Source organism: Streptomyces sp. NPDC048479 (assembly GCF_040651435.1).
Lineage (GTDB): Bacteria > Actinomycetota > Actinomycetes > Streptomycetales > Streptomycetaceae > Streptomyces.
Map to the genome: position 1 here is coordinate 142,767 of NZ_JBEZKA010000018.1, position 26,694 is coordinate 169,460.

Sequence of the window (26,694 nt, forward strand, 5' to 3'; positions counted from 1 at the left end):
GTCTCACTCGTATGGGTGAGTCATGTTGACGATTGACCGTCGAGTACCAGGAAGGCACAGCGCATGGGACGCCATCGACGCTCCGCCGCCGCACCCGTTGCAGATGACTACGCGGACGGCTCGGAAGGCCGGCACCGGGGTGGTGCACGCCGGAAGAAGCGGGGCCTTGTACCCGTACGCACCGGACTGCTCGGCGCCTCCGCAGCCATGGCCGTAGGTGCCGTGGCCGTCACGACCGGCCTGCTCCCTGGCGGCGACAAGTTCACCGTCGGTCACGGCAACGACTCCGCCGGGCGGGTACGCGCCGAGGGTTCCGCGCAGCTGCAGACCCAGGGCGACGCGAGCGCGGAGCCGACGAACGGGGCCTCGGCCCCCGCGAGCCAGAGCGCCCCGCGCCCACAGGCGCCGTCGAAGACTCCCTCGCCCACGCCGACCAAGCCGTCGGCGACGCCCTCGAAGCAGCCGAAGGCCCCTGAGGCGAAGGCCCCTGAGGCGCAGAAGCAGACGAAGAGCGCCGCCCCGGCCCGTAAGAAGTCGCCTGCGCCCGAGCGGCCGTCCGCGGCGGCCAAGCCCCCCGTCTCCTCGGGTGCGGAGACCGCCGCGGCCGCCGAGGGCAAGGTGCTCCGCCTGGTCAACGATGAGCGCGCGAAGGTGGGGTGCAGCCCGGTGCAGGCCAGTGCACCGCTTGCGGCGCTGGCCGGGAACTTCAGCGACGACATGGCCGCGCGTGGCTTTTTCGACCACACCAGCCCCGAAGGGGCGACGCCCTGGGACCGTGCCGACAAGGCGGGTGTGCAGGGGCTCGGCGGCGAGAACATCGCTCGCGGGCAGGCCGACGCTGTTGCGGTGATGACCTCCTGGATGAACAGCGACGGTCACCGCGCGAACATACTGAACTGCGACTACAAGACCATGGGCGTCGGCGTGCACCTGGGCGCCGGCGGCCCCTGGTGGACGCAGGACTTCGGCTTCTAGCCGGTCGTACGTACGCGAGAAGGCCCCGTCACCTCGGTGACGGGGCCTTCTTCCTTGTCAGGCGGGTGAGGCAAGGTCATGCAGGGTCAGGCGGCGACGGCTGCCCGCCCCGCGATGAAAGTGCGGGCGGTCTCCGCCACCCGGCGGCCGAGATGCTCCGCGGTCGCGATGTCGGCCTTGTGCACGCCCTCCGGGCCCTCGTCGGAGTTGGTCTGGGCTGCGGCGCCGGAGAAGAAGCCCAGGCGGTTGAGGTCGTGCTCGGAACCCTCGGTGGAGTTCCAGCCGGGCTTGAGCCCGAGGTTCACCCAGTGCATACCGTGCTGGGCGGCGAGCGTCGCGAAGAACTGCAGGGTGTGCAGCTTGTCGCCGCTCTTGGAGCCGGAGTTGGAGAAGCCGGCCGCCAGCTTGTCCTTCCAGGCGTCGGTGAACCAGCGCTTGGAGGTGTCCTGCGCGAACTGGTGGAAGGCACCGGACGCGGTCCCCATGTAGGTGGGCGACCCGAAGACGATGGCGTCGGAGCCGTCGAGCAGCTCCCACTGGGCCTCGTCGATCTCGTCGACCTTGATCAGGTGAACGGTGGCGCCGGCGGCGGCCGCTCCTTCGCGGACGGCCTCGGCGATGACGGCGGTGTGGCCGTACCCGGAGTGGTAGGCAATCGAGACAACAGGCGTGGTCACGGTAGGGGTCTCCTCGAAAGCGGTGTGCTCGTCGGTGGTGACACCAGAAGAGCACTAACTTCCAGATAGCGCAACCCACTAGTTAGCGCTGCATCGGAGTATGGTGTCGACATGGAGACCAGTGCGCAGGAAGAGAGCACCGGGGTCTGTCCGGGCGGCGACCTCGCCTTTGACGTGTTCTCCCGCCAGTGCCCGTCGCGCGACACGCTGGAGGACGTCACCGGCCGCTGGGGCAGCCTCACGCTGGGAGCGCTTCACGAAGGCACGTTCCGCTTCAACGAGCTGCGGCGGCGGATCGACGGTGTGAGCGAGAAGATGCTGTCCCAGACCTTGCAGGCGCTGGAGCGCGACGGGCTCGTACGACGGGACGCGCAGCCGACCAATCCGCCGCGGGTCGACTACGAACTCACCCCGCTGGGACGCCAGGTCGCGGAGCGGCTGCTGACCCTCATCCGATTCGTGGAGGGGCGGATGCCCGAGGTACTGGCGGCACGCGACACTTACGACGAGGTGCGCGGCGGCCGCTGACAACGCGGGCAGAAGTAGCTGGACCGGTTCATCCAGGGGCGGCGGCGCATCGGCGTGCCACAGCGACGGCACGGCTCGTCCTCGCGGCCGTACACGTCCAACGACCGTGCGAAGTAGCCTGATTCGCCGTTCACGTTCACATACAGGCTGTCGAAGCTGGTGCCCCCGACGGCGAGGGCGGCGACCAACACGCCCCGTACGTGGCCGAGGAGTTCGACCGAGCGCGGCCGTGTGAGGGTCGCGGTGGGGCGCTCGTAGTGGAGCTTCGCGCGCCAGAGCGCCTCGTCCGCGTAGATGTTGCCGACACCGCTGATCAGCGACTGGTCGAGCAGCGCGCGCTTGACGGTCGTACGGCGCAGCCGCAGCGCGGTGTGGAAAGCCGCGTCGTCGAAGGCCGGGTCGATCGGATCGCGGGCGATGTGCGCGATGACGTCGGGCAGTCCCTCAGGGGTGTTGTCGTGCAGCGAAAGCCCGCCGAAGGTGCGCTGGTCGACAAAGCGCAGCTCGGTGCCGAGGGTGTCGTCGAAGCGGATACGGATGCGCAGATGCTTCTCGTCCGGTGCGGCTTCCGGCTGCACGAGGAGCTGGCCGCTCATGCCGAGGTGGCCGAGGATCGAGGCGTCCGTGTCCGCCAGCGGCAGCCACAGGTACTTGCCGCGGCGGCGGGCCACACCAACGCTGTGACCCTTGAGCCGAGCCGCGAAGTCCTCGCCGCCGGCGAGATGCCGGCGGACCGCACGCGGGTGCAGCACCTGCACCTCCGCGATCGTGCGTCCGCTGACCCAGCGCTGGAGTCCGCGACGTACGACTTCGACCTCGGGCAGCTCGGGCACGGGGCTCCTTCAGAACTTTCGCGGTGACGCCCGCAGCGTACCGCTCCGCCCACCACCGAAATCCGTGAGGCCCCTTGCTCCCAGGGAGCGAGGGGCCTCACGGCGGAAAGCGGAAGCGTGGACTCAGGCCGAGGCCCGGTCCGCGGACTCCGTGGACGAAGAGGTATCGGCGGCCTCTTCGCCTGCCGCGTCGGTCGCCGCGTCGGTCGCCGCATCAGCGGCAGCCTCCGCGGAGGTCGCCACCTCGGCGGCGGCCTTGTCGGCAGCCGCGCGCTCGTCCGCGGCGGCACGGATCTCCCGCCACGCGGACTCCGCCGCCTGCTGCTCCGCTTCCTTCTTGCTGCGGCCGGTGCCGGTGCCGTACGAGACACCACCGACGCGGGCGGCAGCAGTGAAGGTCTTCTCGTGGTCCGGGCCGGTCTCGGTGACGAGATACTCCGGAACTCCGAGCCCCTCGGCAGCGGTGAGCTCCTGGAGGCTGGTCTTCCAGTCCAGGCCGGCGCCGAGGTTCGAGGACTTCTCGATCAGCGGGTCGAAGAGCCGGTGCACCAGCTCCGAGGCCGCGTCGAGGCCCTGGTCGAGATAGACCGCACCGATCACCGCTTCAAGGGTGTCGGCGAGGATGGACGCCTTGTCCCGGCCGCCCGTGCCTTCTTCACCCCGGCCGAGCCGGATGAAGAGACCGAGTTCGAGGCCACGGCCGACCTCCGCCAACGCACGCGAATTGACCACCGCGGCCCGCAACTTGGCCAGCTGGCCTTCGGGCAGGTCGGGGTGGATGCGATACAGCGTGTCGGTGACCACCAGGCCGAGCACCGAATCCCCGAGGAATTCGAGCCGCTCGTTGGTGGGCAGACCGCCGTTCTCGTACGCGTACGAACGGTGGGTCAGCGCACGCACCAGAAGGGCGGACTCGAGGTGATACCCGAGCCGCCCTTCCAGAAGCGTGTGGGACGAGGCTGCGTTGACGTTGTCTGCCTGCTTCTTGGCGTTGGACAACTCAGACATCGGGCCTCTCACCAGCCGCTCAGACCTCGAGGACCTGGCGCTTGTTGTAGGTGCCGCAGCTCGGGCACGCGATGTGCTGCTGCTTCGGCTCCTGGCAACGCTCACACGAAACCAGGGTGGGGACCGCAGCCTTCCACTGCGACCGGCGGTGGCGCGTGTTGCTGCGCGACATCTTCCGCTTCGGAACAGCCACGGCTACTTCTCCTGCTTCTCGTCGACGCCCGCTTCGGCGCCGCCCATGTTGTCCTTCTCGTCGTCCTTGACGGTTCCGACGAGTCCCTGCAACGCCGCCCAACGAATGTCGACGGCGTCATGGTGGTGGTCCGGGTTCTCGTCCAGCCTGATCCCGCATTCGGGACACAGGCCGGCACAGGTCTCCCGGCACACCGGCTGCATCGGCAGTGCGAGCACCACCGCATCACGCAGCACGGGCTCGAGGTCGAACAGGCCGTCCTCGAGATAGAGCCTGTCCTCGTCCTCGGCGTCGTCGACGGGTTCCGCAGTGCGGCCCCGGTCGTCGGCGTCGGGGTACGTGAACAGCTCCTGGAAGTCCGCCGCAACCTCTTGGTGCAACGGCTCCAGACACCTTACGCACTCCCCCTCGACCGATGCACGGGCGGTGCCTGTGACAAGCACACCTTCCATGACCGACTCGAGGCGGAGCCCGAGCTCTATCGGTGCGCCCAAGGGCACGCCGATGACCCCTTCGATACCGAAGTCCTTGGGGGCCGTGACCGTGCGGGTCAGCCGCTGAAGCGCACCAGGACGCCGACCCAGCTCGCGTGTGTCGAACACGAGGGGGTTGCGGTGGTCGAGATGCGCGTTCAGAGCTGTTCCTGCTTTCGGATCGTGGGGAGGGGCCGTCCCGACTCGGAGTCGAAGCGGGCAGCCGGGATCGCGAAAATACGCGCGACCGAAGAGCCAGGATACTGGACGGGCCGCCGTAGACCCAATCCGGTCCTCGGCGGCCTGATACTCAGCGTCCCTGCTCGTACCGGCGCAGCTGCTCGAGGTCGATCATGCTCGTGTCGAAGAGGCTGGTCTCATCGAGAGCGGCGCCCTGCTGCTGCGCCTGCTGAGGCTGATGCTGGGGCTGCACCTGCTGCTGGTAGGCGTACGGATCCTGCTGAGCGTACTGCTGCTGGTCGTAGCTCTGCTGCTGGTAGGCGGCGTACGGATCCTGCTGATATGCGGCGTACACCTCCTGCGGCTGCTGCGGCTGGTAGGCGTACGGATCCTGCTGAGCCGGCGGCTGAGCCGGGATCTGGGGCTGCGGCTCAGTCTGCGGCTGGTACTGGTGCTGGGGCTGGACCTGCGGCTGCTGCGGGACCTGCGGCTGCGGCTCGGCCAGCCCCGCGAGGCCGGCCAGATAGTCGGCGTCGCTGGCGTGCTGCTGCGTGCCCGCCGCGTCCTGGGCGGCCATGTGCTCGCCGAGCGCGTCACTGGTGGTCCGGCCATGCAGCTTCTGCCGGCCTCGGCCCACCGCGTCGAGGGTCTTGGAGAGCACGGCCTCGAAGGCGCCGAGCTTGGCGTCGACGTACTCGTCCGCGCGCTGGATCAGGGTCTGCGGGTCCGCGCTGTACTCGGGGGCGTCGTCCTCGCCCGGGTCGATGTATCCCTGCTGGTCGAGGCCGGGGCCGCGGCCGAGCAGCTTCTCGCGGCCGCGGTCGACGGAGCCGATGGTCTTGGTGAGGACGACCTCGAAGTTGGCGAGCTTGGAGTCGACGTAGTCGTCGGCCTCGGCGCGGATCTCCTCGGCGTCATGGCGGGCCTCGGCGAGGATCCGGTCGGCCTCGTCCTGGGACTGGCGGGCGACCTGGGTGTCCGAGATGAGCGAGCCGCGCTCGGCGTGGGCGGTCTCGATGATCCGCTCGGCCTCCTGGCGGGCCTGCTCGACCAGCTGCTCGCGGCCGCCGATCAGCTCCTGGGCCTGGGCCAGCGAGCCCGGCAGGGCCTGGCGGACCTCTTCGAGCATGGCGAGCAGGTCGGCGCGGTTGACCACGCAGGAGGCCGACATGGGCATGGACCGGGCGTTGCCGACCGCCTCGACGATCTCGTCGAGCTTCTTCTGGACGTCCACCGTGTGTTCGCCACTCTCTACAGCTGATGGGAGACGGACGTGGACGACTGTACGGGCAGTCGGTGCCCGTCCGACACCGGGTGACGGACTGTCAGCTCGCCACCCCGTTCGTCACTCAGTGCGTCACCGCGTCGTCGGTGAGTCGTCGCCGAGTAGTCACTGAGTTCGTGACTTCTCGGCGAGGCGCTTGGTGAGCGCCTGGTTCACCACGGGAGGCAGCAGGTGGGAGACGTCGCCGCCCCAGGCGGCGACCTCCTTCACCAGGCTGGAGGAGAGGAAGCTGTAGGTGGGGTTGGTCGGGACGAACAGCGTCTCGACACCCGAGAGGCCGTTGTTCATCTGGGCCATCTGCAGCTCGTAGTCGAAGTCGCTGACGGCGCGCAGACCCTTGACGATGGCCGGGATGTCGCGCTGCTTGCAGAAGTCGACGAGGAGGCCGTGGTGGGACTCCACCTCGACGTTTCCGTACTCGCTGGTCACCTGGCGGATCATGTCGATCCGCTCCTCGACCGTGAACAGCCCCTGCTTGGACTGATTGATCATCACCGCGACGTATACGACGTCGTACAGCTTGGAGGCGCGGGCAATGATGTCGAGGTGTCCATTGGTGATGGGGTCGAATGACCCCGGACAGACTGCGCGGCGCAACTGAAGTCCCTCGCTCTCCGGTCCGGTCATCGTGTGTCTTCGCACGTAGAGGCGGCGTGACCGTACCAAAGCGTGCCCTCGCCGTAACGACGGGCCCGCAGTGGCTCGAAACCCGGTGGCCACACGAACTCGCCGCCTCTGGTGCTGCGCTCCACGGTGGCGAGCGCATCGTCCGCGAGCCAGCCCTGAGTGCGGAGTGTGAGCAGAATCTCGCGAAGATCGTCGTCGGTGACGGAGTACGGAGGGTCGAGAAAAACCACGTCATAGGGGACTTCGGGAGCGGAACCCGTCACGATTTGTTCCGCTTTGCCGGTACGGACCTCGGCGCCGGGCAGTCCGAGCGCGCGGACGTTCTCACGGACGGTGCGGACCGCGCGGGAATCGGCCTCGACAAGGAGTGCGTGGACCGCGCCGCGGGAGAGCGCCTCCAGGCCGACGGCGCCCGAGCCGGCGTACAGATCGGCGACACGGATGCCGCTGAGCGTGCCCAGAAGCGACTCCCAGCTGGAGAAGAGTCCCTCACGAGCGCGGTCGGAGGTGGGGCGGGTGCCGTTGCCGGGCGGGACGGCGAGGCGGCGTCCGCCGGCCGCGCCGGCGATCACGCGGGTCATCTCAGTCCTTCTCGTGAGCTCGGTGAGCGAATCTCTTGCCGACAGTCTCTCAGCCCTTGTCGAGGTACTGCTCGCGCTCCGTGTCGAGCAACGCGTCCAGCGCCGTACGCAGCTCGGGCAGCCGCTCCAGCTCCGGGTCCTCGCTGACGATCGCGACGGCCTCCTCGCGGGCAGCCACGATGACCTCCTCGTCCTCGATGACCGTGAGCATCCGCAGCGAGGAGCGCACGCCGGACTGGGCCTGGCCGAGCACATCGCCCTCGCGGCGCTGTTCGAGGTCGATACGGGAGAGCTCGAAGCCGTCGAGCGTGGCGGCGACCGCACCCAGCCGGGACCGGGCGGGGCTCGCCTCGGGCATCTCGCTGACCAGCAGACAGAGTCCAGGGGCCGTGCCACGGCCCACCCGGCCGCGTAGCTGGTGCAGCTGGGAGACACCGAACCGGTCCGCGTCCATGATCACCATGGCGGTGGCGTTGGGGACGTTGACACCGACCTCGATGACGGTGGTGGCGACCAGGACGTCCACCTCACCCGCGGCGAAGCGACGCATGACGTCGTCCTTGTCGTCGGGCTGCATCCGGCCGTGCAGCACTTCGACGCGCAGGCCGCTCAGGGGGCCCTTGGCGAGCTGCTCGGCGATCTCGATCACGGCCAGCGGCGGGCGCTTCTCGGCGTCGTCCTCGGCGGACTTCTTCTTCGGCTCGTCCTCGCCGTCGCCGATACGGGGACAGACGACGTACGCCTGGTGTCCGTTCTCGACCTCCTCGCGCACGCGCTCCCAGGCGCGCGCCAGGAAGTGCGGTTTGTCCTGGGCGGGGACCACATGGCTGGCGATCGGCGAGCGGCCGGCCGGCAGCTGGTCCAGGACCGAGGTCTCCAGATCGCCGAAGACGGTCATCGCGACCGTACGGGGAATGGGTGTGGCGGTCATGACCAGCAGATGCGGCGGCTGTTTGCCCTTCGAGCGCAGGGCGTCGCGCTGCTCCACGCCGAAGCGGTGCTGCTCGTCGACGACGACCAACCCCAGATCGTGGAACTGCACCTTGTCCTCGATCAGCGCGTGCGTACCGATGACGATCCCGGCCTCGCCCGTCACCAGGTCGAGCAGCGCCCGCCGGCGCGCGGCCGCGCCCATGGAACCGGTCAGCAGCACCACCTTGGTGGCGTGCTCGGAGCCGCCGAGCATCCCGCCCTCCGCGAGCTCGCCCATCATCTCGGTGATCGAGCGGTGGTGCTGCTGGGCGAGGACCTCGGTGGGCGCGAGCATCGCGGCCTGGCCGCCCGCGTCGACGACGGTGAGCATCGCCCGCAGCGCGACCATGGTGTTGTGCGTGACAGTGAAGTTGTCTGTGACATAGGCATGGTCGGCATGGTTGACGCTGATGCACTGAACCGGTTTCCGGCCCACGTATTCAACGCGCCGGATCCCTCTGCGGAAGGTGTTGTACTTGCGACGCTCCACCAGGCGCCCAGCCTTGCGGTCGAGCCGGAATGGCCCGTATTCCCGCGGCAATTCCACAGAGACATGGAACGCGGCCTGCTTCGGCAGCACTCGTGCCCTACCGCCCAACGACCGCACCAACCAGGCCACGTCGTCGGCGAGTGCTCGTGACGCGGAGCAGAAGGAAACGCTGTACCCGTTCTTGGCAACGGTGCCGTCCGTGTCCATCAGCCCTTGCAGGACGGCAAGCCTCTCCTTGATCGAGGCTGTCTTGTACCTCTCGGGCACGAATTTCGTGTGGGATGCCGTCCCCCACAGGCCGAGATCGCGCAGAGCGCTGATCACTGGATTCCGCCTCGTGCCTCCGGTCGGCCCGGGCAGCCGGATGAGGTAGTCGCATCGCGAACCCGGCTCGGCCACGACCACGCACTCCTCGGGCAAGGCAGTTCGGACGGCATCGAGGATCTGCTGATCCATTGTCGAGAGGACGAGATTGTGGCGAAAGGAGCCGTCGCCGAGCAGCACACCCATGAGGTAGGGATCCAGCAGCGCCTCGTGCACCCCATGAAGATCTACTGGTGCGGCCGCCGGCAGGTACCACTTGGATGAGCCATTGCGCTTGTGGAGATCTTGGCGAATCTCACGCGTGGTAAGGACCTTCGGGTTTTCCCCTCTGTGCCACGAACAGCTCGTGGCCACAATCCAGAGGTGTTCGTCGTCGCACTCGACCGTGGTGTCATCGGACAGGACGAGGCGCCAGACGTCCCGCTCGCCCTGGGGAAAGACGCCGTCGACCGGGGCGATCTCACCGGACGGCGTCACAATCTCATCGCCCACCTGAATCTGCCCCATCGCGCGATACCCGGCCGGTGTCAGCACCTGCGCGTCCAGTGGTTGCGCCTTTCCGGAACCGACTTCGCCCTGCAGGAGGCGGTGCATCGGATGCTCGGTCGCCAGGTCGTCGAAGATCTCCTCGGTGACCTTCTGCTGGCCTTCGGTGAGAGTGAAAGGAAGCTTGGCGTCGAAGGCGTCGAGCAGGCCGCCCGGTCTGGGTTTCCGTGCCACGGCGGGCAGTTGGCTGTCGGCGAACCGCCGCCGGGCGAGCGCGACCTGGAGCACGAACGCCTCGTCCCACTTGAGGCGGTCCCTGGCCTCGGCGATGTCCGCCTTTGTGCGCGGCCGGTGGATCTGGCGCAGGGCATCGGGGAGCGTGGCGAATCCACGGCCTTCACGCAGCGAGGGCGGCAGCGGGTCGGCGGCCTCCGTGGCACGCGGCAGGACCGCGTCCACCGCCTTGGCGATCTTCCAGGACTCCAGCTGCTTGCAGGCCGGATAGATCGGGATCAGCTGGTTGGCGAAGGCGTCCACCGCGTCCTCGGCACTGGCGGCGCCCAGCGGCTCGTACGCGGGATGGGCGAGCTGCAGCTTGCGGTTGAACATCGACACCTTGCCGGCGAACATCGCGCGGCTACCCGGCAGCAGGTCCTTGTGCGGCTTGTGGACCCCCTTGCCGAAGAAGACCAGCTGCAGCCGTCCGCTGCCGTCGGTGATGGTGACTTCAAGCCGTCGGCCGCGGCCCTGGTTGAACGTGAGCACGCGGGCATCCGCGACCTGGGCGACGACCGTGACGTGCTCGTCCAGGGGCAGCTCGGAGAGGGGTGTGAGCTCGCCCCGCTCGGCGTACCGCCGCGGGTAGTGGTGGAGCAGATCACCGACGGTGTGCAGGTCGAGGTGCTCGGCCATCACCTTCGCGGTGGCGGCACCGAGCGTCTTCGTCAGGGGTTCGTCGAGCGCGGACACGCGATCCATTGCACACCACACCACTGACAGTCGTCGCGTACCTGTGGATATCCCCTGGTCACAACTGTGCCGCGAGCCTCGTGCCGGCCTCGCTACTCGACCCCGATCAGCAGCGGTGACGACTGGCGGCCGCCCCGGTAGACAACCGTGTCCACGGCCAGGTGGCCGTCCCGAACGTACCTCTCCAGGCGTTCGGCCACCGCGTCCGGTACTTCCTCGGCCAGTACCAGCGTCACCAGCTCGCCGCCCGCCGCGAGCATCCGGTCCAGGACCGTTTCCGCCGTGGCCGGCACGTCGGCGCCGATCACCGCCACGTCGCCGTCGATCAGGCCCAGTACGTCGCCGGCCTGACAGATGCCGGCCGTCGTCCACGACTGCCGTTCCGCGACAGCCAGTTCGGCGTAGCGGGTCGCGCCCGCCGCCGCGGTCATCGCGACCACGTCCTCGTCGAAGCGCCGGTCCGGCTCGTGGACGGCGAGCGCCGCGATGCCCTGGACCGCGGCGCGGGTCGGGATGAGAGCGACCCGCACACCTTCCGTGCGGGCCTGTTCCGCGGCGGCCGCGGCCGTGTGACGCAGCTCCGCGGAGTTCGGCAGCAGGACCACCTCGCGCGCGTGGGCGTGCCGGATCGCCTCGACCAGTTCGCCGCTGGCCGGGGGTTCGCCGGGGCGGGCGAGGACCGTGGTCGCTCCGGCCTCGGAGCACAGACCCGCCAGTCCCTCCCCGGGGACGACCACGACGACCGCCCGCTGAACCTGTTCGCGCATCACCGCCGCCGCGGTGTCGAAGTGGGTGATACGGATCCGGTACGGCCGCCCCGCCTCGACGCCCGCCTCCACCGCCGCGCCCGCGTCGTCGACGTGCACGTGGACGTTCCACAGGCCGTCGCCGCCGACGACGACGAGCGAGTCGCCGAGCTTGTCGAGCCGGGTCCGCAGCCGGGCCACGGCCGCGTCGTCCGCCTCCAGGAGGTAGATGACCTCGAAGGCCGGGCCCCCGTTGGCGCACGGCTCCACGGTCCGGGCCGCCGGCTCCGGCCGCACATGGGCCAGCGCCGGGAGCACCGGGGCCTCGCCCGACACCGCCTCGACCAGCGCCCCGAGCACGGCGAGCAGCCCGCGTCCGCCCGCGTCGACGACTCCCGCCCGCCCCAGTACCTCGAGCTGATCCGGCGTCGCGTCCAGCGCGGCCCGCGCCCCCGCGTACGCCGCGCGCACGGCATCGTCCGGGGAGGCCTCCGCCGCGTCCGCCGCCGCACCGGCCACGCTCAGGATCGTGCCCTCGACGGGATGCGCGACCGCCTCACGCGCCAGCCCGGCCGCCCGCCGCAGCGCAGCGGCCAGATGATCACCGTCACCGATCCGCTCCGCCATCCCCCGCAGCAGCTGCGCCAGGATCGTCCCCGAGTTCCCTCGTGCCCCTATCAGCGCCCCGTGCGCCATCGCCCGCAGCACATCGGCCGACGCGGGCAGGGAGGACCCGGTCTCATGAGCGGCGAAGACCGCCTCAACGGCCTGGGCCGCGGACTCCACGGTCAAGTACAGATTCGTTCCGGTGTCCCCGTCCGCGACCGGATAGACATTGATCGCGTCGATCGCCTCGCGCTCCCGGCCCAGGGCTTCCAGCGCCAGTGAGCACCAGGCACGCACCGTTGCGGCGTCGAGGGCCCGCCCGTCTCCCACCGCCGCCCTCAAGGGAGGCCCCGCGGGCCGCCCCTCCTTCTCTGGCACCTGGTGATCCTCCTTGAGCGGCCGGACAGGGCCGTGGGCTGCGGGGTTTGCACCGCAGGGTAGACCCCGGTCGGGGCCAAGGGCCGGGGCGGGTGCGGGACAAGCCATGGTAGTTTCGTATCTCGGACGCAGTCGTTGTATGCTGCTCCGGTTGCCCGATGAAAGTCGGGCCATTCCCCCGGCAAAGCCACCAATCAGATCACTGATCCGGTGCGCCGGAATTCACTGTAAGTGCATCTGAAGTCTTTGGAGTGACCCGTGGCTGCCAACTGCGACGTCTGCGGCAAGGGGCCGGGCTTCGGCAACAACATTTCGCACTCGCACCGCCGTACGTCCCGTCGCTGGAACCCGAACATCCAGCGCGTGCGTGCCGTGGTCGGTCGGACGCCGAAGCGGCTCAACGTCTGCACCTCGTGCATCAAGGCCGGCAAGGTCTCGCGCTAACCGCGACGTTTCGTCGTAGCGCAGCCCCTGCGGTTGCCTTGAAAGCCGGTCCACCTCGGTGGGCCGGCTTTCGTCGTTCCCGCGTGCTCCCCCGCCCCGCGCACCCCTCGTGCCCGTCAGCGCAGGCGCCACGCGTGATCCACAGGACCGATCCCGCCTCCCAGCGCGAATCCGGCCGCGATCGCGCCCGTGACGTACTCCTTCGCGGCCCGTACGGCCCGCTGGACCTCCATTCCCTTCGCCAGCCCCGCGGCGACGGCGGACGCCAGCGTGCAGCCCGTCCCGTGCGTATGCCGGTTGTCGTGCCGGGGCGCGCGCAGCCAGTGCTCCTCCGCGCCGTCCGTCAGCAGATCCACCGCGTCGCCCGCGAGATGCCCGCCCTTGATCAGTGCCCAGCGCGGTCCGAAGCCGAGCACGGCGTCCGCGGCCCGGCGCATCCCGTCCTCGTCGCTCACCACGACGCCCGTCAGCTGGGTCACCTCATCGAGGTTGGGCGTGGCCACGGTCGCCAACGGCAGGAGCTTGGTGCGTACGGAGTCGAGTGCGGAGGCAGCCAGCAACGGGTCCCCGTGCTTGGAGACGCCCACCGGGTCCACGACCACCGGCGCGTCCGTGCCGGCCAGCAGCTCGGCGACCGTCTCGACGAGCGGCGCCGACGCCAGCATGCCGGTCTTCACCGCCTGGACGCCGATGTCGTCGACGACGCTGCGGTACTGGGCCCGTACCGCGTCGACGGGCAGTTCCCACGCGCCCTGCACCCCCAGGGAGTTCTGCGCGGTGACGGCGGTGAGCACGCTCATGCCGTGCACTCCGAGCGCCAGCATGGTCTTCAGGTCGGCCTGAATGCCGGCGCCGCCGCCGGAGTCGGACCCGGCGACGGTGAGCACGCGAGGGGGTATGTCCATGCCCCCGAATCTACTTGCCGTCCTCGATGTCCCCGAAGTGGTCCCAGCCGCTCTTGCTGGTCCACGGCGCACCGTCGACGGTCACCTGTGGCAGCGCCGAGGGATTGAGCACCTCGCCGATCACCTTCCAGCGGGCCGGCAGTTTCGCGTCCGGAGGGAACGTCGCGACGATCGCATGATCCTCTCCTCCGGTCAGCACCCACTGCAGCGGATCGACGCCGACCGCCTGGCCGATGTCGTTCATCTGGCTGGGGATGTCGATGAGGCCGGACCGCAGATCGATACGGACCTTGCTGGCGTCCGCGATGTGCCCGAGGTCGGCGACGAGTCCGTCGCTGACATCGGTCATGGCGGTGGCGCCGAGGCCGGCCGCCGCCGGGCCCGCGTGGTACGGCGGCTCGGGCCGCCGGTGCGCTTCGACGAAGGCGCGCGGCGAGCGGAAGCCGCGCGAGAGCACTGCGTGCCCGGCCGCCGACCACCCCAACCAGCCGGTGTACGCGACGACATCGCCGGGCTGGGCGCCGGCCCGGGTGACCGGCTCGTGGTTGCGCAGATCGCCGAGCGCGGTGATCGCGAGGGTGATGAGGTCGCCTCGTACGACATCGCCGCCCACCACCGCCGCGCCCGCGACCTGGCATTCGTCCCGGATGCCGTCCATCAGCTCGGTGGCCCAGGTGACCGGGAGTTCGGCCGGAACGACCAGGCCGAGCAGCAGCGCGGTCGGGACCGCGCCCATCGCGGCGATGTCGGCCAGGTTCTGGGCGGCGGCCTTGCGGCCTACGTCGTACGCCGTCGACCAGTCGCGGCGGAAGTGCCGTCCCTCGAGCAGGATGTCCGTACTTGCCACAACCCTGCGGTCGGGTGCGGCCACGACCGCGGCGTCGTCGCCGGGCCCCAGCCGTACCGCGGGGGTGGAGGTGAGCCGGGAGGTGAGCTCCCTGATGAGCCCGAACTCCCCCAACTCGCCCACAGTGCCCTTCACCGAGTCTCACCTCTCCGTCGTCCTGCCGGAACGCCCGGCAGTGCTGCTTGCTTGCGGTCGCGAGCCGTCTTCGCGGTACGTACCGTCAAGACATACGCCAACTTCTGCATTTCGTACGCCACGCTGCCGACATCGTCCGGCGCGCAGGTCTCCCCGCAGCCCGCGGCGACGCGATACCGTGGCGTTTCTTCTCTCCCCACATGATCCTCGTGGCCGCCCTGGAGGTTCCGTGGTACAGGCGTACATCCTTATTCAGACCGAGGTGGGCAAGGCGTCGACCGTCGCCGAGACCATCGGCAAGATTCCGGGAGTGATACAGGCCGAGGACGTAACCGGTCCCTATGACGTGATTGTGCGCGCCCAGGCCGAGACGGTCGATGATCTCGGTCGCATGGTGGTCGCCAAGATCCAGCAAGTGGACGGCATCACCCGCACCCTGACCTGCCCGGTCGTGCACCTGTAGCCCCCGTCTACGCTTGGCCGGTGACTTCATACCGCCGCCGGCCCTTCTGCCTGTCCGCAGCCGCCGTTGTGCTCCTGGCTGCCGCGGGCTGCTCCTCCACGGACGCAGCGGCGTCGATCACGGTTCCCAGCCCCCCGCCGGAGGAGGCCTCCTTGTGCCGTGCGCTGCACAAGGAGCTGCCCGATTCCGTCGCCGGACAGGACCGCAACGACCCCGAACCGGCTTCCGAACTGACCGCCGGCTGGGGCGATGCCGCGATCGTACTGCGCTGCGGCGTCCCCCGGCCGGAGAAGATGAGCGACCCCCAGTCGAAGGGCGTGGACGTGAACGGGGTCAACTGGCTGCTGGAAGAGCGGGAAGCCGGCCCCCGGTTCACCACCACCTACCGCAAGACCTATGTCGAGGTCACGCTGGGGAAGCAGTACGCCCATGACATCGGGCCGCTCACAGATCTGGCCGGGCCCGTCAAGAAGACGGTCCCGGCCAGCCTTTGACCTGTGGCGCAGGCAGCTCGGGCGGCGCTGCTTCCAAGCGGCGCTCCTTCTGAAACGTGCCCTAGCGCAGGCCGGTCGGGCGGCGCAGCGCCGCCTGGATCAGCTTGTCCACCAGCTCCGAGTAGCTGATGCCGCTCTCCTGCCACATCCGCGGGTACATCGAGATGGGCGTGAAGCCCGGCATGGTGTTGATCTCGTTGATCACGAACTCGCCGTTCTCCTGCAGGAAGAAGTCGGCGCGGACCAGTCCCTCGCAGGACGCGGCGTCGAAGGCCTCGACCGCGAGCCGCCGCACCTCGGCGGTCTGCTCCGGGGTCAGCGGCGCGGGCACAAGACCGGCCGCCGAGTCGATGTACTTGGCCTCGAAGTCGTAGAACTCATGCGCCGTGACCTGTGGGATCTCGGCCGGCACGCTGGCGCGCGGACCGTCCTCGAACTCGAGCACTCCGCACTCGATCTCGCGGCCGCGCAGCAGCGACTCCACCAGGATCTTGGGATCGTGGCGCTGCGCCTCGGCGATCGCGTCGTCAAGGCCGGAGAGGTCGTCGACCTTGGTGATGCCGATCGAGGAGCCGGCGCGCGCGGGCTTCACGAAGAGCGGCCAGCCGTGCTCACCGGCGAAGTCAATGATCTTCTTGCGGGCGGCGGACGGGTCCTGCTCCCACTCGCGGGGGCGGACGACCTCGAACGGACCGACCGGCAGCCCGAAGGAGATGAACACCCGCTTCATGTACTCCTTGTCCTGGCCGACGGCCGAGGCGAGGACGCCGGAGCCGACGTACGGGACGCCGGAGAGCTCCAGCAGGCCCTGGAGGGTGCCGTCCTCGCCGTACGGACCGTGCAGCATCGGGAAGACGACGTCGACCTCGCCGAGCACCTTCGGCACGGAGCCGGGTTCGCTGTAGACGACCTCGCGGTTGGCCGGATCGACGGAGAGAACCACACCACCGTCGGCGGACTCGGCCAGCTGCTCGACGCTGGGCGTCCTGCGGTCGGCGATGGCCATCCGGTCCGGGTCGTCGGCGGTGAGCGCCCACCGGCCGTCCGTCGTGATGCCGATCGGCAGTACGTCGTACTTCGTACGGTCGATGGCCCGCAGCACGGCACCGGCGGTGACCACGGAGATTCCGTGTTCGGAGCTGCGACCGCCGAAGACGACGGCTACGCGCGGCTTGCGGAGCTGCTGCTCAGGGCTCTGGGGGAGGTTCTCGCTGCTCATATCGCGATGAGACTACCCGCTTGGGGGGCGTGGGGGGATTCCCCCCACAGGGCACAGCGGGCCACGTCAACTGCGCTCCGGCTTGGCACTGCGTGACATCAGCTCCTTGAGCGCGACCACCGGCGGTTTGCCGTCGTGGACGATGCCGACGACCGTCTCGGTGATCGGCATGTCGACCCCGTGCCGGCGCGCCAGATCGAGCACCGACTCACAGGACTTGACGCCTTCAGCGGTCTGCCTGGTGACCGCGATGGTCTCCTGGAGCGTCATGCCGCGCCCGAGGTTGGTGCCGAAGGTGTGGTTGCGGGAGAGCGGCGAGGAGCAGGTCGCGACCAGGTCGCCGAGTCCGGCGAGGCCGGAGAAGGTCATCGGGTCGGCACCCATCACGAGGCCGAGGCGGGTGGTCTCGGCGAGGCCGCGGGTGATGAGCGAGCCCTTGGCGTTGTCGCCGAGGCCCATGCCGTCAGCGATGCCGACGGCGAGACCGATGACGTTCTTGACCGCGCCGCCGAGTTCACAGCCGACGACGTCGGTGTTGGTGTACGGGCGGAAGTACGGGGTGTGGCAGGCGGACTGGAGGCGCTGTGCGACGGCTTCGTCGCGGCAGGCGACCACGGCCGCGGCAGGCCGGCGCTGGGCGATCTCCTTGGCGAGGTTGGGCCCCGTGACCACGGCGACCCGGTCCGCGGAGACCTTGGCGACCTCCTCGATGACCTCGCTCATCCGCTTGGCGGTGCCGAGTTCGACGCCCTTCATGAGGGAGACGAGCACGGTGTCGGGGGCCAGCAGGGGCACCCAGTCGGCGAGGTTGCCGCGCAGGGTCTGCGAGGGGATGGTGAGAACCGTGAAGTCGGCGCCGGCCGCGGCCTCGGCGGGGTCGGTGGTGGCGCGTACCGACTCCGGAAGCTCAATTCCCGGCAGATAGTCGGGGTTGGTGCGGGTGGTGTTGACGGCTTCGGCGACTTCGGGGCGGCGGGCCCAGAGCGTCACCTCGCAGCCCGCGTCGGCGAGGACCATGGCGAACGCCGTGCCCCACGAGCCGGTTCCGAATACTGCTGCCCTGGCGGCTGCGCGCGTCACTTGGTGCCCTCCTCGGCGGCCTTGCGGCGCTCCTGAGCGCGGATTTCGCGCAGATCGTACGGCTTCCCGGGTGCCCGCTCGCCGCGCAGGTCCTCCAGCAGGCCGGTGATGGCGGACATGATGATCTCCGTCGCCTCCTTCAGCACCTCCGGCGTCGGCTCCTTGTCGTAGAAGGGCGTGAGGTCGACCGGCGGCCCCGCCTTCACCTGGAGCGTCTTGCGGGGGAGGAAGCGGACCTTGTTCTCCTTGGCGTACGGCGGCATCGCCAAGTTGGCGCCCCACTGGGCGACGGGCACAACCGGCGCCTTGGTCAGCAGTGCCGCACGTGCCACTCCGGTCTTCGCGGTCATCGGCCACTGGCCGGGATCGCGGGTGAGAGTGCCTTCGGGGTAGAAGGCGACGCATTCACCGCGCTCCACGGCTTCCACGGCGGCGCGGAAGGCGCCGAAGGCGTTGGAGGACTCGCGATAGACGGGAATCTGGCCGGTACCTCTCAGAAGGATCCCCACACCGGGCGCTCTGAAGAGCGCGGCCTTGGCCAGGAACCGGGGCACACGTCCGGTGTTGTACTGGAAGTGACCGTACGAGAACATGTCGAGATACGAGTTGTGATTGATGGCGGTGATAAATCCGCCGTCAGCCGGAATGTGTTCCATTCCTTGCCAGTCCCGCTTGAACAGAAGCAGCAGCGGCGGTTTTGTGATGGCCGCCGCCAGGCGGTACCAGAAGCCGATTGTACGGCGGGACACTCGGACACCTTCCTCTATCACCGGGCATGCTGCCTGGCTGCTGGGGGTCAAGTGTCGCCCCAGGCCTCTGGTCTGTCGAGAACACCGTACGCCCCGGCCACAGGCCCAGCCCTCCGGATCTTCGCGGGCTCAGGCGACAATGGGCACCCGATGCGCACGGACGGAGAGCCCGCCACGAACACCGACCCGACGCCCCTCTGGTCCCTGGTCGTCCCGCTGAAGCCCCTCGTACTGGCCAAGAGCAGGCTCGCGGAGGCGGCGGACGACATTCTGCGGCCGCATCTGGCACTCGCTTTCGCCCAGGACACCGTGGCCGCGGCGCTGGCCTGCCCGGCGGTGCGGGATGTGGCGGTCGTCACGGACGACCCCGCGGCGGCGGTCGAGCTGGCCGCACTGGGTGCGCGGATCGTGCCGGACGCTCCTGCGGCGGGACTCAACGCGGCGCTGGCGCACGGGGCGGCAGCGGTGCGGGCGGTACGACCCGCCGCGGCGGTCGCCGCACTCAACGCTGATCTGCCCGCATTGCGTCCCGCGGAATTGGCGCGGGTCCTCGCGACAGCTTCGGTATTTCCCCGGGCATTTCTGACGGATGCGGCCGGAATCGGCACGACATTCCTCTCGGCAGCGCCCGGCGTGGAATTGCGTCCTGCTTTCGGCGGCCGCTCGCGGCGCCGGCACAGGGCTTCGGGGGCTGCGGAAATCCTGCTCGCCGGGGTCGATTCGGTACGGCAGGACGTGGACACCGGGGACGATCTGAAGGCCGCGCTCGTGCTCGGAGTGGGGCCGCGCACCGCGGAGCGCTGGCAGTCCGGCGCCCACGTCATGGACGGCTGAGCCCACGCCGTGGACGGCCTATGAGGCGGATAGGCTGGCGCGTATGCAGGCGACCTCGTACACATACGACTCCGAAACCCGCAGCGGGAGCGTGCTGCTCGACGACGGCACGCCGGTGGAGTTCGACGCCGCGGCCTTCGACGCGGGCGGTCTGCGACTGCTCCGGCCGGGCCAGCGGGTCCGTATCGAGACCGAGGGCGAGGGCACGACCCTCCGCATCACGCTGGTGACGCTGCAGACCCTCTGACCACTGCGAACGCCACGGAAACGCCGCGGGCCGGGCTCCCCTGGGGGAGTCCGGCCCGGCGCGTGAGTGGCCCTGTGACCCTTTGCCGCTTACTTCTTCCTGGCAGCGGCCCTCTTGGCGGTCGTCTTGCGCGCCGTCGCCTTCTTGGCGGGCGCCTTCTTGGCTGTGGCCTTCTTGGCGGGGGCGGTCTTCTTGGCCGCCGCCTTCTTGGCCGTGGTCTTCTTCGCCGGAGCCGCCTTCTTGGCGGTGGCCTTCTTGGCCGTGGTCTTCGCCGTGGTCTTCTTGGCGGTCGTCTTCTTGGCCGCGACCTTCTTTGCCGCCGTGGTCTTCTTGGCCGCGACCTTCTTCGCCGCGACCTTCTTGGCGGCGGCCTTCTTGACCGCTGTACGAGTGGAAGCACCGCCCGAGAGGCTTCCCTTGGGAGCCTTCTTGACGGCGACCTCGCCACCCCTGGGGAGCTTCTTCGAGCCGCTCACCAGGTCCTTGAAGCCCTGTCCCGCACGGAAGCGCGGAACGGAGGTCTTCTTGACCCGTACGCGCTCACCCGTCTGCGGGTTGCGGGCGTAACGGGCCGGACGGTCGACCTTCTCGAACGAGCCGAAGCCGGTGACCGAAACCCGGTCTCCGCCGACAACTGCGCGGACGATCGCGTCAAGTACCGCGTCGACAGCCTCGGCGGCCTGCTGACGGCCTCCGACCTTGTCGGCAATCGCTTCTACGAGCTGCGCCTTGTTCACGTCTTCCCCTTCGGAGACATTGCCGGAACGAATGCGTCCAGGCTTTTTCGCACGTTAGGCAGATATATACCGCAAATCAAACACGAAACGGGCTAATCACCCTAGTGCCGCAACGAAGTCGACCGTCGCGGAACTCCGGGTGTCAGTCGCCTTCAGGGAATCGGCCCTCGTCGAGGTCCTTCATCAAGCGGTCCAGACGCCTTGCCGCATCCGGGAGATCGTGCTTCGCCGCGGCCGTGACGACCAGCAGCTTCCGGGACAGCGCCATCCTTACGCCCTCCGGGACTTGCAGTTCACGCACCCTTGTGTGCGCTTCCTTCAATCGGGCGGCGACTGCCTCGTAGAGCTCGAGTTGACTGTCGCGTTCCATGCACCGATTGTGCCATCTGGGGCGAGTTGTCGCCCGACAGGGTCTCAACAAGCGACTGCGCCCCCCACCGGGCGGTGGAGGGCGCAGTACGGGAAAACCGCTGCTCAGACGTCAATTGTGCGGGGTTTGAAGGCCGGTCGGGATGCCTCGTAAGCGGCGATGTCGGCTTCGTTCTGAAGGGTGAGGCTGATGTCGTCGAGACCGTTCAGCAGCCGCCAGCGGGCGTTCTCGTCAAGCTCGAAGTCAGCCGTGATTCCCGTGGCCAGAACCTGTCGCTTCTCCAAGTCCACGGTGATTTCGGCAGTCGGGTCGGCCTCGGTCAGCTCCCAGAGCGCGTCCACGACCTTCTGCTCCAGAACCACCGTCAGCAGGCCGTTCTTGAGCGAGTTGCCGCGGAAGATATCGGCGAACCGGGAGGAGATGACGGTCTGGAAGCCGTAGTTCTGCAGGGCCCATACGGCGTGCTCACGGGAGGATCCGGTGCCGAAGTCGGGGCCGGCCACCAGCACCGTGGCGCCCTTGCGCTCGGGCTGGTTGAGGATGAAGGACGAATCCTTGCGCCAGGCCTCGAACAGGCCGTCCTCGAAGCCGTCGCGGGTGACCTTCTTCAGCCAGTGGGCCGGGATGATCTGGTCGGTGTCGACGTTGCTGCGGCGCAGCGGTACGGCCCGGCCGGTGTGTGCGGTGAAAGCTTCCATGGTTATCGGGCTCCAGCGGGCGTACGGGCGTCGGCGTCGGACAGATCGGCGGGAGAGGCCAGATGGCCCAGTACCGCTGTGGCCGCGGCGACCTGGGGCGAGACCAGATGGGTGCGTCCGCCCTTGCCCTGCCTGCCCTCGAAGTTGCGGTTGGAGGTGGACGCGGAGCGCTCGCCAGGGGCCAGTTGGTCGGGGTTCATGCCCAGACACATCGAGCAGCCGGCGTGCCGCCATTCGGCGCCCGCGGCAGTGAAGACCTTGTCCAGGCCTTCCTCGACGGCCTGCAGCGCGACGCGTACGGAGCCGGGGACCACCAGCATCCGTACGCCGTCGGCGACTTTGCGGCCCTCGACGATGGCGGCCACGTTGCGCAGGTCCTCGATACGGCCGTTGGTGCAGGAGCCTACGAAGACGGTGTCGACCTTGATGTCGCGCAGCGGCTGGCCGGCACTCAACCCCATGTATTCCAGGGCCCTTTCGGCGGCGTGCCGCTCCGAAGCATCCTCGTACGAAGCCGGGTCGGGGACGTTCGCCGTCAGGGGCGCACCCTGGCCGGGGTTGGTGCCCCAGGTAACGAACGGCGCCAGTTCGGCGGCGTCGATGAACACCTCGGCGTCGAAAACGGCGTCGTCGTCGGTACGCAGGGTCTCCCAGTACGCGACAGCGGCGTCCCACTCCGCGCCCTTGGGGGCGTGGTCGCGGCCCTGCAGATAGTCGAAGGTGGTGCGGTCCGGGGCGATCATTCCGGCCCGGGCGCCCGCCTCGATCGACATATTGCAGATGGTCATCCGGGCCTCCATCGAGAGCTTCTCGATGGCGGAGCCGCGGTATTCCAGGATGTAGCCCTGGCCGCCGCCGGTACCGATCTTCGTGATGATCGCCAGGATCAGGTCCTTGGCGGTGACGCTGTCGGGCAGTTCGCCCTCGACCGTGATGGCCATGGTCTTGGGGCGGGCCAGCGGCAGCGTCTGGGTGGCCAGCACATGCTCCACCTGGGAGGTGCCGATGCCGAACGCCAGCGCGCCGAAAGCGCCGTGCGTGGAGGTGTGCGAGTCGCCGCAGACCACGGTGGTACCGGGCTGGGTCAGGCCCAGCTGCGGGCCCACCACATGGACAACGCCCTGCTCGATGTCGCCCAGCGGGTGCAGACGTACACCGAAGTCGGCACAGTTCTTACGGAGCGTTTCCAACTGGGCGCGCGAGACCGGGTCCGCGATGGGCTTGTCGATGTCCAGCGTCGGGGTGTTGTGGTCCTCGGTCGCGATGGTGAGGTCGAGGCGCCGGACCTGGCGGGCGTTCTGCCGGAGCCCGTCGAAGGCCTGGGGGCTGGTCACCTCGTGCAGCAGATGCAGATCGATGAAGAGCAGGTCGGGCTCGCCCTCCGCGCGCCGGACGACGTGGTCGTCCCAGACCTTCTCCGCGAGTGTCCTACCCATCGCTTTCCCTCCGGCCGACTGGTCCGCCGACACAACTAGAGATCTTGTGCAGAGCCCGTTGGTCCGCGGGCCGCAACTACAGCGTCGCAAGTTCCTGGGAAAATTGAACTTGCGTTTCACAGTGTGAGACGGGAATATCGTTGCATGGACAACTCTAGCGGCGTCGGCGTTCTCGACAAGGCAGCTCTGGTACTGAGCGCACTGGAGTCCGGTCCGGCCACCCTCGCCGGGCTGGTCGCGGCGACAGGGCTTGCACGACCCACGGCACATCGCCTTGCCGTGGCACTGGAACACCACCGGATGGTGGCGAGGGACATGCAGGGCCGGTTCATTCTCGGCCCGCGGCTGGCGGAGCTCGCCGCCGCGGCGGGCGAGGACCGGCTGCTGGCCACGGCCGGACCCGTACTCACGCATCTGCGCGATGTGACCGGCGAGAGCGCGCAGCTCTACCGCCGGCAGGGAGACATGCGGATCTGTGTGGCGGCGGCCGAGCGGCTGTCCGGACTGCGGGACACCGTGCCGGTCGGCTCCACGCTCACGATGAAGGCCGGCTCCTCGGCCCAGATCCTGATGGCCTGGGAGGAGCCGGAGCGTCTGCACCGCGGACTGCAGGGCGCCCGTTTCACGGCGACGGCGCTGTCCGGCGTACGGCGCCGGGGCTGGGCCCAGTCGATCGGCGAGCGCGAGCCGGGCGTCGCGTCGGTCTCCTCGCCCGTACGCGGCCCGTCCAACCGCGTGGTCGCCGCCGTCTCGGTATCCGGGCCGATCGAGCGCCTGACGCGCCACCCGGGCCGCATGCACGCCCAGGCGGTCATCGACGCGGCGGCCCGCCTGAGCGAGGCGCTCCGCCGGAGCTGAGGCGGCACACCCTCGGGGCGTCTCCTCAATCGCCGGAGGGGCTGAATTTTCCAGCCCCTCCGGAACAAGCCCCGCCCGGCGATTGAGGCGCAGGCGGAGCCCCAGGTCGCGGCCTCAGCCCTGGGTGAGCACCCGTGGGCCCGCGCACACCGCGCGCAACCGCAAGCCCCCTCCATGCTCCACGCGGACGTCCAGCGACTCCGACAGCGTCCGCAGCAGCCACAACGCGTCGTCCGCGGACGACTCCGGTCCCGGCGGCGCGAAGCCCGCGAAGCGGCCCGGCAGGGCCGCCCCCGCCCCCGTGGCCAGCACGTCCCACACCACCGCGCCCGGCTCCTCCCAGACCCGTAGCTCCGCACCGGCCGCCGCACCCCGCGCCACCAGCCACGTCAGCGCCTCGTTCGCCAGCGTCTCGGCCAGCGCCACCCGCTCCCCCGGCAGCCCGGCCGTCTCGGCCCGCAGCCGCGCAAAGCGCCGTACCGCGGCGAGTGACACGGGCAGCGCGAGCAGCGCGGCGCTCGCGGGCGGCGGCGGGAGCGGCCGCTCACCGGCCGCCGCATAGGCCTCCGGGTCCGTGTACGTCCCGCAGGGCAGCACCAGATCGCCCACCACATGGCCGGGATGGGTGGCCCAGGCGGCCTCCACGATATGGCCGGGCAGGGTCCGGGTGTCGTACGGGCAGATCAGCTGGGAGCCGGTGTGCGCGAGCAGCACATTGAGCCCGGACTCCATCCGCTTCCACTCGGCGATCTGCCGCGCGCTTTTTCCGGCCCAGACCGGTTCGGCGATCATCCGCACCGGGCGACCGGACATCCGGCCGCGGTCCGCGTACCGCAGGAGCGCTGAGACCCGTTCCACCGGGCGACGGCCGAAGTAGGCGGTGTCCGCGGTGTCGAGTGCGCGGGCCCGCTCCCCGAGGGCGTCCCCCAGGAGTTGGATGTTGGCGGGCGTCGTCGCGGCCAGCACGGGCTCCCCCGCATCCAGTCCCTCCTCGGCGAACGGCACTGCCATCGCCAGGAATTCTTCGTCGTCGTGGTACAGACAGGCATGGTGCACAAAACCGTTGGGCCGGGCGTCAGTTGACACGGTGGGCTCCCAGCCGAAGACCGGGAGTGTCGTCCCAGCCGACCAGGGCGATCACATTCCGCAGATGCGGGGCGAGGCCGGTCAGCTCCACATGGTGGCCCCCATCTCGCGTTCCGGCGAAGGCAATCAGCATGCGCAGTCCGCCGAGATCGAGGAACTCGAGCCCGGAGAGCTCGAGTTGGACATCGCCGTCGGTCGAGGCGATCACTTCGAGCGCGGTACGCAGATGGCGGTGGGTGTGGACGTCAACCACGCCCTCGATGCTCAGGCCCGGAGGCCGGCGGATGCGCGTGATGCGTAACTCCGCGGTGCGTACGAGGGGTTCCGCGCCGGCAGCATCCATACGCGGAGTATCCCGCCGACGCGGCCGCAGGAGGAAGGCAGAGGAAGGCCACAGACGCGAGAAGGCCCTCCGCGGTTCGCGAAGGGCCTTCTCGATGCGTACCCCCGACCGGATTCGAACCGGCGCTACCGCCTTGAGAGGGCGGCGTGCTAGGCCGCTACACAACGGGGGCTAGCTACTTGCAGGTCGATCACTCGACCGCGCTGGGCTACCAGGACTCGAACCTAGAACAACGGAACCAGAAACCGTCGTGTTGCCAATTACACCATAGCCCATGGTATAGACCAGTACCCCCGACCGGATTCGAACCGGCGCTACCGCCTTGAGAGGGCGGCGTGCTAGGCCGCTACACAACGGGGGCCCTAGCGATCCCACCCGGCAAGAGCCGGGTGATGTCACCGCACGATCATCGGGTGCGACCCTGATGATCAACGGGATGGATCTGTACCCCCGACCGGATTCGAACCGGCGCTACTGCCTTGAGAGGGCAGCGTGCTAGGCCGCTACACAACGGGGGCTTGTTACAGATGAGATCTGCGCTGGGCTACCAGGACTCGAACCTAGACTAACGGAACCAGAAACCGTCGTGCTGCCAATTACACCATAGCCCACCAAAACTCAACCCCCAGGTGGGGGTTTGTTTGGTTTGCGCTTCCCGGCCGGACCTCTCGGCCCTCTCGGGCGGCGCAGGAAGAACATTACCTGAAGGTGTCCGGCGCTCCAAAACGGGTATCGCCCCGCAGCAGGCCAGGAAGCTGGTCGAGGCCGGTGATACGAGTGAGCTCAGGGTGCCCACCGAGGCCGGTGCGATCGAGCCAGATACCGGTGAGCCCCGCGGCGACGGCGCCGCGAGCGTCAATATCGGGATGATCCCCCACATACACCACCTCCTGCGGCGTGAGGTCGATGGCGTCACAGGCGGCGTGGAAGGCGCCGGCGTCGGGCTTGGAGACCCCGAGTTCGACGGCGCACACGACGGCTTCGAACCGGTCCCGTACGCCGAGGGCGCGCAGCTTGCGGTCCTGGTTGTGAATGCTGGCGTTCGACAGGACGGCGTGGCGGTACTCGTCCGCCAGCACGTCCAGGACGGGCACGGTGTCGGGGAAGAGGGACCAGGCGGCCTCGAAGTGGGCGACGTGCCGTTCGAACCAGGCGTCCGCGTCCGCGTCGCTCAGCTCCCTACGGAGAAAGGACCGGACGCGGTCGCGGCGCTGCCCCTGGAAGTCGGTCTCGCCGCCGGCGAACCGGGTCCAGTGCAGCTGGGTGAGCTCGCGCCACGCATCGAGGGCCTGCCCGAGGGAGTCGTATCCGTCGGGCAGACCCTCGGCGTTCAGATGCCTTTGCATGCCGACGCGGTCGGCGCTGGCGTAGTCGAAGATCGTGTCATCGATGTCCCAGATAACCGCGCGGATCGGCAT

At 69.1% G+C, this 26,694-nt stretch carries 30 protein-coding genes and 5 tRNA genes; 8 read left to right on the forward strand and 27 right to left on the reverse strand.

What is annotated here, in order from left to right; genetic code table 11:
* Nucleotides 1-63: 63 nt before the first annotated feature.
* The gene (locus tag AB0D12_RS26480; RefSeq protein WP_362687652.1) at nucleotides 64-975 is read left to right on the forward strand and encodes a CAP domain-containing protein; all 912 of its coding nucleotides are present in this window, start codon (nucleotides 64-66) and stop codon (nucleotides 973-975) included.
* Nucleotides 976-1,061: 86 nt separating this feature from the next.
* Here the strand turns inward: AB0D12_RS26480 and AB0D12_RS26485 are convergent, their stop codons facing one another.
* Nucleotides 1,062-1,652, reverse strand: a complete 591-nt coding sequence (locus AB0D12_RS26485) for a flavodoxin family protein (RefSeq protein ID WP_362687655.1) — start codon at nucleotides 1,650-1,652, stop codon at nucleotides 1,062-1,064.
* 111 nt (nucleotides 1,653-1,763) lie between these two features.
* On the opposite strand from AB0D12_RS26485, the gene AB0D12_RS26490 reads away from it, so the two are divergent.
* On the forward strand, nucleotides 1,764-2,180 hold the full coding sequence (locus AB0D12_RS26490) for a helix-turn-helix domain-containing protein (RefSeq protein ID WP_362687658.1): 417 nt from the start codon (nucleotides 1,764-1,766) through the stop codon (nucleotides 2,178-2,180).
* Here the strand turns inward: AB0D12_RS26490 and mutM are convergent.
* The 9 genes from mutM to AB0D12_RS26535 all read right to left on the reverse strand — a co-directional run bounded on the left by mutM (nucleotide 2,153) and on the right by AB0D12_RS26535 (nucleotide 12,283).
* A complete protein-coding gene (gene mutM, locus AB0D12_RS26495) occupies nucleotides 2,153-3,013 on the reverse strand; it encodes a bifunctional DNA-formamidopyrimidine glycosylase/DNA-(apurinic or apyrimidinic site) lyase (protein WP_362687661.1) in 861 nt (286 codons plus the stop codon). The genes AB0D12_RS26490 and mutM overlap by 28 nt on opposite strands.
* A gap of 123 nt (nucleotides 3,014-3,136) precedes the next feature.
* Nucleotides 3,137-4,021 (reverse strand): ribonuclease III, encoded by an 885-nt coding sequence (rnc, locus tag AB0D12_RS26500; RefSeq protein WP_362687664.1) that lies wholly within the window; start codon nucleotides 4,019-4,021, stop codon nucleotides 3,137-3,139.
* Nucleotides 4,022-4,040: 19 nt separating this feature from the next.
* Complete coding sequence (gene rpmF / locus AB0D12_RS26505) at nucleotides 4,041-4,214, reverse strand: 50S ribosomal protein L32 (protein WP_026165248.1); 174 nt, start codon at nucleotides 4,212-4,214, stop codon at nucleotides 4,041-4,043.
* 2 nt (nucleotides 4,215-4,216) lie between these two features.
* Complete coding sequence (locus tag AB0D12_RS26510; RefSeq protein WP_362687755.1) at nucleotides 4,217-4,849, reverse strand: DUF177 domain-containing protein; 633 nt, start codon at nucleotides 4,847-4,849, stop codon at nucleotides 4,217-4,219.
* Between the two features lie 148 nt (nucleotides 4,850-4,997).
* Entirely contained in the window at nucleotides 4,998-6,101 is a 1,104-nt protein-coding gene (locus AB0D12_RS26515) for an ATP synthase F0 subunit B (protein ID WP_362687667.1), read from the reverse strand.
* A 156-nt stretch (nucleotides 6,102-6,257) separates the two neighbouring features.
* Nucleotides 6,258-6,779, reverse strand: a complete 522-nt coding sequence (gene coaD, locus AB0D12_RS26520; protein WP_362687669.1) for a pantetheine-phosphate adenylyltransferase — start codon at nucleotides 6,777-6,779, stop codon at nucleotides 6,258-6,260.
* Nucleotides 6,776-7,360: a 16S rRNA (guanine(966)-N(2))-methyltransferase RsmD gene (rsmD, locus tag AB0D12_RS26525; protein WP_362687672.1), complete on the reverse strand. Its 585-nt coding sequence runs from the start codon at nucleotides 7,358-7,360 to the stop codon at nucleotides 6,776-6,778. The genes coaD and rsmD overlap by 4 nt, the downstream gene beginning before the upstream one ends.
* 49 nt (nucleotides 7,361-7,409) lie before the next feature.
* Nucleotides 7,410-10,610: a helicase-related protein gene (locus AB0D12_RS26530; protein WP_362687675.1), complete on the reverse strand. Its 3,201-nt coding sequence runs from the start codon at nucleotides 10,608-10,610 to the stop codon at nucleotides 7,410-7,412.
* 83 nt (nucleotides 10,611-10,693) lie between these two features.
* Nucleotides 10,694-12,283 (reverse strand): DAK2 domain-containing protein, encoded by a 1,590-nt coding sequence (locus AB0D12_RS26535; RefSeq protein ID WP_362687757.1) that lies wholly within the window; start codon nucleotides 12,281-12,283, stop codon nucleotides 10,694-10,696.
* A gap of 306 nt (nucleotides 12,284-12,589) precedes the next feature.
* On the opposite strand from AB0D12_RS26535, the gene rpmB reads away from it, so the two are divergent.
* The gene (gene rpmB / locus AB0D12_RS26540) at nucleotides 12,590-12,775 is read left to right on the forward strand and encodes a 50S ribosomal protein L28 (protein WP_003957616.1); all 186 of its coding nucleotides are present in this window, start codon (nucleotides 12,590-12,592) and stop codon (nucleotides 12,773-12,775) included.
* Nucleotides 12,776-12,891: 116 nt separating this feature from the next.
* Here the strand turns inward: rpmB and thiD are convergent, their stop codons facing one another.
* On the reverse strand, nucleotides 12,892-13,680 hold the full coding sequence (thiD, locus tag AB0D12_RS26545; RefSeq protein WP_362687678.1) for a bifunctional hydroxymethylpyrimidine kinase/phosphomethylpyrimidine kinase: 789 nt from the start codon (nucleotides 13,678-13,680) through the stop codon (nucleotides 12,892-12,894).
* Nucleotides 13,681-13,690: 10 nt separating this feature from the next.
* Complete coding sequence (locus AB0D12_RS26550) at nucleotides 13,691-14,662, reverse strand: thiamine-phosphate kinase (RefSeq protein WP_327326316.1); 972 nt, start codon at nucleotides 14,660-14,662, stop codon at nucleotides 13,691-13,693.
* 229 nt (nucleotides 14,663-14,891) lie between these two features.
* On the opposite strand from AB0D12_RS26550, the gene AB0D12_RS26555 reads away from it, so the two are divergent.
* A complete protein-coding gene (locus tag AB0D12_RS26555; RefSeq protein ID WP_327326315.1) occupies nucleotides 14,892-15,125 on the forward strand; it encodes an Lrp/AsnC ligand binding domain-containing protein in 234 nt (77 codons plus the stop codon).
* A 20-nt stretch (nucleotides 15,126-15,145) separates the two neighbouring features.
* On the forward strand, nucleotides 15,146-15,619 hold the full coding sequence (locus tag AB0D12_RS26560; RefSeq protein WP_362687681.1) for a DUF3515 domain-containing protein: 474 nt from the start codon (nucleotides 15,146-15,148) through the stop codon (nucleotides 15,617-15,619).
* 61 nt (nucleotides 15,620-15,680) lie between these two features.
* Here AB0D12_RS26560 and AB0D12_RS26565 read toward each other — a convergent pair whose 3' ends face one another.
* The 3 genes from AB0D12_RS26565 to AB0D12_RS26575 all read right to left on the reverse strand — a co-directional run bounded on the left by AB0D12_RS26565 (nucleotide 15,681) and on the right by AB0D12_RS26575 (nucleotide 18,667).
* Nucleotides 15,681-16,838 carry a D-alanine--D-alanine ligase family protein gene (locus AB0D12_RS26565; RefSeq protein WP_362687684.1) on the reverse strand — a complete coding sequence of 386 codons (1,158 nt, stop codon included), beginning with the start codon at nucleotides 16,836-16,838 and terminating at the stop codon, nucleotides 15,681-15,683.
* 66 nt (nucleotides 16,839-16,904) lie between these two features.
* A complete protein-coding gene (locus tag AB0D12_RS26570) occupies nucleotides 16,905-17,918 on the reverse strand; it encodes an NAD(P)H-dependent glycerol-3-phosphate dehydrogenase (RefSeq protein WP_362687686.1) in 1,014 nt (337 codons plus the stop codon).
* Complete coding sequence (locus tag AB0D12_RS26575; RefSeq protein WP_362687689.1) at nucleotides 17,915-18,667, reverse strand: lysophospholipid acyltransferase family protein; 753 nt, start codon at nucleotides 18,665-18,667, stop codon at nucleotides 17,915-17,917. Before AB0D12_RS26575 ends, AB0D12_RS26570 begins: the two co-directional genes overlap by 4 nt.
* A gap of 150 nt (nucleotides 18,668-18,817) precedes the next feature.
* Here AB0D12_RS26575 and cofC point away from each other — a divergent pair, with 150 nt between their 5' ends.
* On the forward strand, nucleotides 18,818-19,501 hold the full coding sequence (gene cofC, locus AB0D12_RS26580) for a 2-phospho-L-lactate guanylyltransferase (protein WP_362687692.1): 684 nt from the start codon (nucleotides 18,818-18,820) through the stop codon (nucleotides 19,499-19,501).
* Between the two features lie 43 nt (nucleotides 19,502-19,544).
* Nucleotides 19,545-19,748: a hypothetical protein gene (locus tag AB0D12_RS26585; RefSeq protein WP_362687694.1), complete on the forward strand. Its 204-nt coding sequence runs from the start codon at nucleotides 19,545-19,547 to the stop codon at nucleotides 19,746-19,748.
* 89 nt (nucleotides 19,749-19,837) lie between these two features.
* On the opposite strand, the gene AB0D12_RS26590 is transcribed toward AB0D12_RS26585, so the two are convergent.
* The 4 genes from AB0D12_RS26590 to leuC form a co-directional block, all read right to left on the reverse strand.
* Nucleotides 19,838-20,485, reverse strand: coding sequence for an HU family DNA-binding protein (locus AB0D12_RS26590; protein WP_362687697.1), 648 nt, complete (start codon nucleotides 20,483-20,485; stop codon nucleotides 19,838-19,840).
* Nucleotides 20,486-20,627: 142 nt separating this feature from the next.
* A complete protein-coding gene (locus AB0D12_RS26595; RefSeq protein ID WP_215177549.1) occupies nucleotides 20,628-20,855 on the reverse strand; it encodes a hypothetical protein in 228 nt (75 codons plus the stop codon).
* 104 nt (nucleotides 20,856-20,959) lie between these two features.
* Nucleotides 20,960-21,553 (reverse strand): 3-isopropylmalate dehydratase small subunit, encoded by a 594-nt coding sequence (gene leuD, locus AB0D12_RS26600; protein ID WP_362687700.1) that lies wholly within the window; start codon nucleotides 21,551-21,553, stop codon nucleotides 20,960-20,962.
* A gap of 2 nt (nucleotides 21,554-21,555) precedes the next feature.
* Nucleotides 21,556-22,989, reverse strand: coding sequence for a 3-isopropylmalate dehydratase large subunit (gene leuC, locus AB0D12_RS26605; protein ID WP_362687702.1), 1,434 nt, complete (start codon nucleotides 22,987-22,989; stop codon nucleotides 21,556-21,558).
* Between the two features lie 144 nt (nucleotides 22,990-23,133).
* Between leuC and ndgR the strand changes: the two genes are divergently transcribed.
* Nucleotides 23,134-23,847 carry an IclR family transcriptional regulator NdgR gene (gene ndgR / locus AB0D12_RS26610; protein WP_362687705.1) on the forward strand — a complete coding sequence of 238 codons (714 nt, stop codon included), beginning with the start codon at nucleotides 23,134-23,136 and terminating at the stop codon, nucleotides 23,845-23,847.
* Nucleotides 23,848-23,961: 114 nt separating this feature from the next.
* Here the strand turns inward: ndgR and AB0D12_RS26615 are convergent, their stop codons facing one another.
* The 8 genes from AB0D12_RS26615 to AB0D12_RS26650 form a co-directional block, all read right to left on the reverse strand.
* Nucleotides 23,962-24,933, reverse strand: a complete 972-nt coding sequence (locus AB0D12_RS26615; RefSeq protein WP_362687708.1) for an MEDS domain-containing protein — start codon at nucleotides 24,931-24,933, stop codon at nucleotides 23,962-23,964.
* Nucleotides 24,923-25,276 carry an STAS domain-containing protein gene (locus AB0D12_RS26620; protein WP_362687710.1) on the reverse strand — a complete coding sequence of 118 codons (354 nt, stop codon included), beginning with the start codon at nucleotides 25,274-25,276 and terminating at the stop codon, nucleotides 24,923-24,925. Before AB0D12_RS26620 ends, AB0D12_RS26615 begins: the two co-directional genes overlap by 11 nt.
* Before the next feature lie 99 nt (nucleotides 25,277-25,375).
* A tRNA-Glu gene (locus AB0D12_RS26625) sits at nucleotides 25,376-25,448 on the reverse strand.
* Between the two features lie 31 nt (nucleotides 25,449-25,479).
* Nucleotides 25,480-25,551, reverse strand: a tRNA-Gln gene (locus AB0D12_RS26630).
* Between the two features lie 13 nt (nucleotides 25,552-25,564).
* Nucleotides 25,565-25,637 (reverse strand) — tRNA-Glu (locus AB0D12_RS26635).
* Nucleotides 25,638-25,721: 84 nt separating this feature from the next.
* A tRNA-Glu gene (locus tag AB0D12_RS26640) sits at nucleotides 25,722-25,794 on the reverse strand.
* A 21-nt stretch (nucleotides 25,795-25,815) separates the two neighbouring features.
* Nucleotides 25,816-25,887, reverse strand: a tRNA-Gln gene (locus AB0D12_RS26645).
* Between the two features lie 87 nt (nucleotides 25,888-25,974).
* Nucleotides 25,975-26,694, reverse strand: coding sequence for an HAD family hydrolase (locus AB0D12_RS26650; RefSeq protein WP_362687712.1), 720 nt, complete (start codon nucleotides 26,692-26,694; stop codon nucleotides 25,975-25,977).

What these genes read in the sequence shown, in the direction of transcription:
- AB0D12_RS26585 (WP_362687694.1), top strand. Translation starts at nt 19,545, where the DNA reads ATGCAGGCGACCTCGTACACATACGACTCCGAAACCCGCAGCGGGAGC.
- AB0D12_RS26490 (WP_362687658.1), top strand. Translation starts at nt 1,764, where the DNA reads ATGGAGACCAGTGCGCAGGAAGAGAGCACCGGGGTCTGTCCGGGCGGC.
- AB0D12_RS26595 (WP_215177549.1), bottom strand. Translation starts at nt 20,855, where the DNA reads ATGGAACGCGACAGTCAACTCGAGCTCTACGAGGCAGTCGCCGCCCGA.
- AB0D12_RS26620 (WP_362687710.1), bottom strand. Translation starts at nt 25,276, where the DNA reads ATGGATGCTGCCGGCGCGGAACCCCTCGTACGCACCGCGGAGTTACGC.
- cofC (WP_362687692.1), top strand. Translation starts at nt 18,818, where the DNA reads ATGCGCACGGACGGAGAGCCCGCCACGAACACCGACCCGACGCCCCTC.
- thiD (WP_362687678.1), bottom strand. Translation starts at nt 13,680, where the DNA reads ATGGACATACCCCCTCGCGTGCTCACCGTCGCCGGGTCCGACTCCGGC.
- rnc (WP_362687664.1), bottom strand. Translation starts at nt 4,021, where the DNA reads ATGTCTGAGTTGTCCAACGCCAAGAAGCAGGCAGACAACGTCAACGCA.
- AB0D12_RS26650 (WP_362687712.1), bottom strand. Translation starts at nt 26,694, where the DNA reads ATGCCGATCCGCGCGGTTATCTGGGACATCGATGACACGATCTTCGAC.
- AB0D12_RS26480 (WP_362687652.1), top strand. Translation starts at nt 64, where the DNA reads ATGGGACGCCATCGACGCTCCGCCGCCGCACCCGTTGCAGATGACTAC.
- rsmD (WP_362687672.1), bottom strand. Translation starts at nt 7,360, where the DNA reads ATGACCCGCGTGATCGCCGGCGCGGCCGGCGGACGCCGCCTCGCCGTC.
- coaD (WP_362687669.1), bottom strand. Translation starts at nt 6,779, where the DNA reads ATGACCGGACCGGAGAGCGAGGGACTTCAGTTGCGCCGCGCAGTCTGT.
- AB0D12_RS26565 (WP_362687684.1), bottom strand. Translation starts at nt 16,838, where the DNA reads ATGAGCAGCGAGAACCTCCCCCAGAGCCCTGAGCAGCAGCTCCGCAAG.
- leuD (WP_362687700.1), bottom strand. Translation starts at nt 21,553, where the DNA reads ATGGAAGCTTTCACCGCACACACCGGCCGGGCCGTACCGCTGCGCCGC.
- leuC (WP_362687702.1), bottom strand. Translation starts at nt 22,989, where the DNA reads ATGGGTAGGACACTCGCGGAGAAGGTCTGGGACGACCACGTCGTCCGG.
- AB0D12_RS26530 (WP_362687675.1), bottom strand. Translation starts at nt 10,610, where the DNA reads ATGGATCGCGTGTCCGCGCTCGACGAACCCCTGACGAAGACGCTCGGT.
- ndgR (WP_362687705.1), top strand. Translation starts at nt 23,134, where the DNA reads ATGGACAACTCTAGCGGCGTCGGCGTTCTCGACAAGGCAGCTCTGGTA.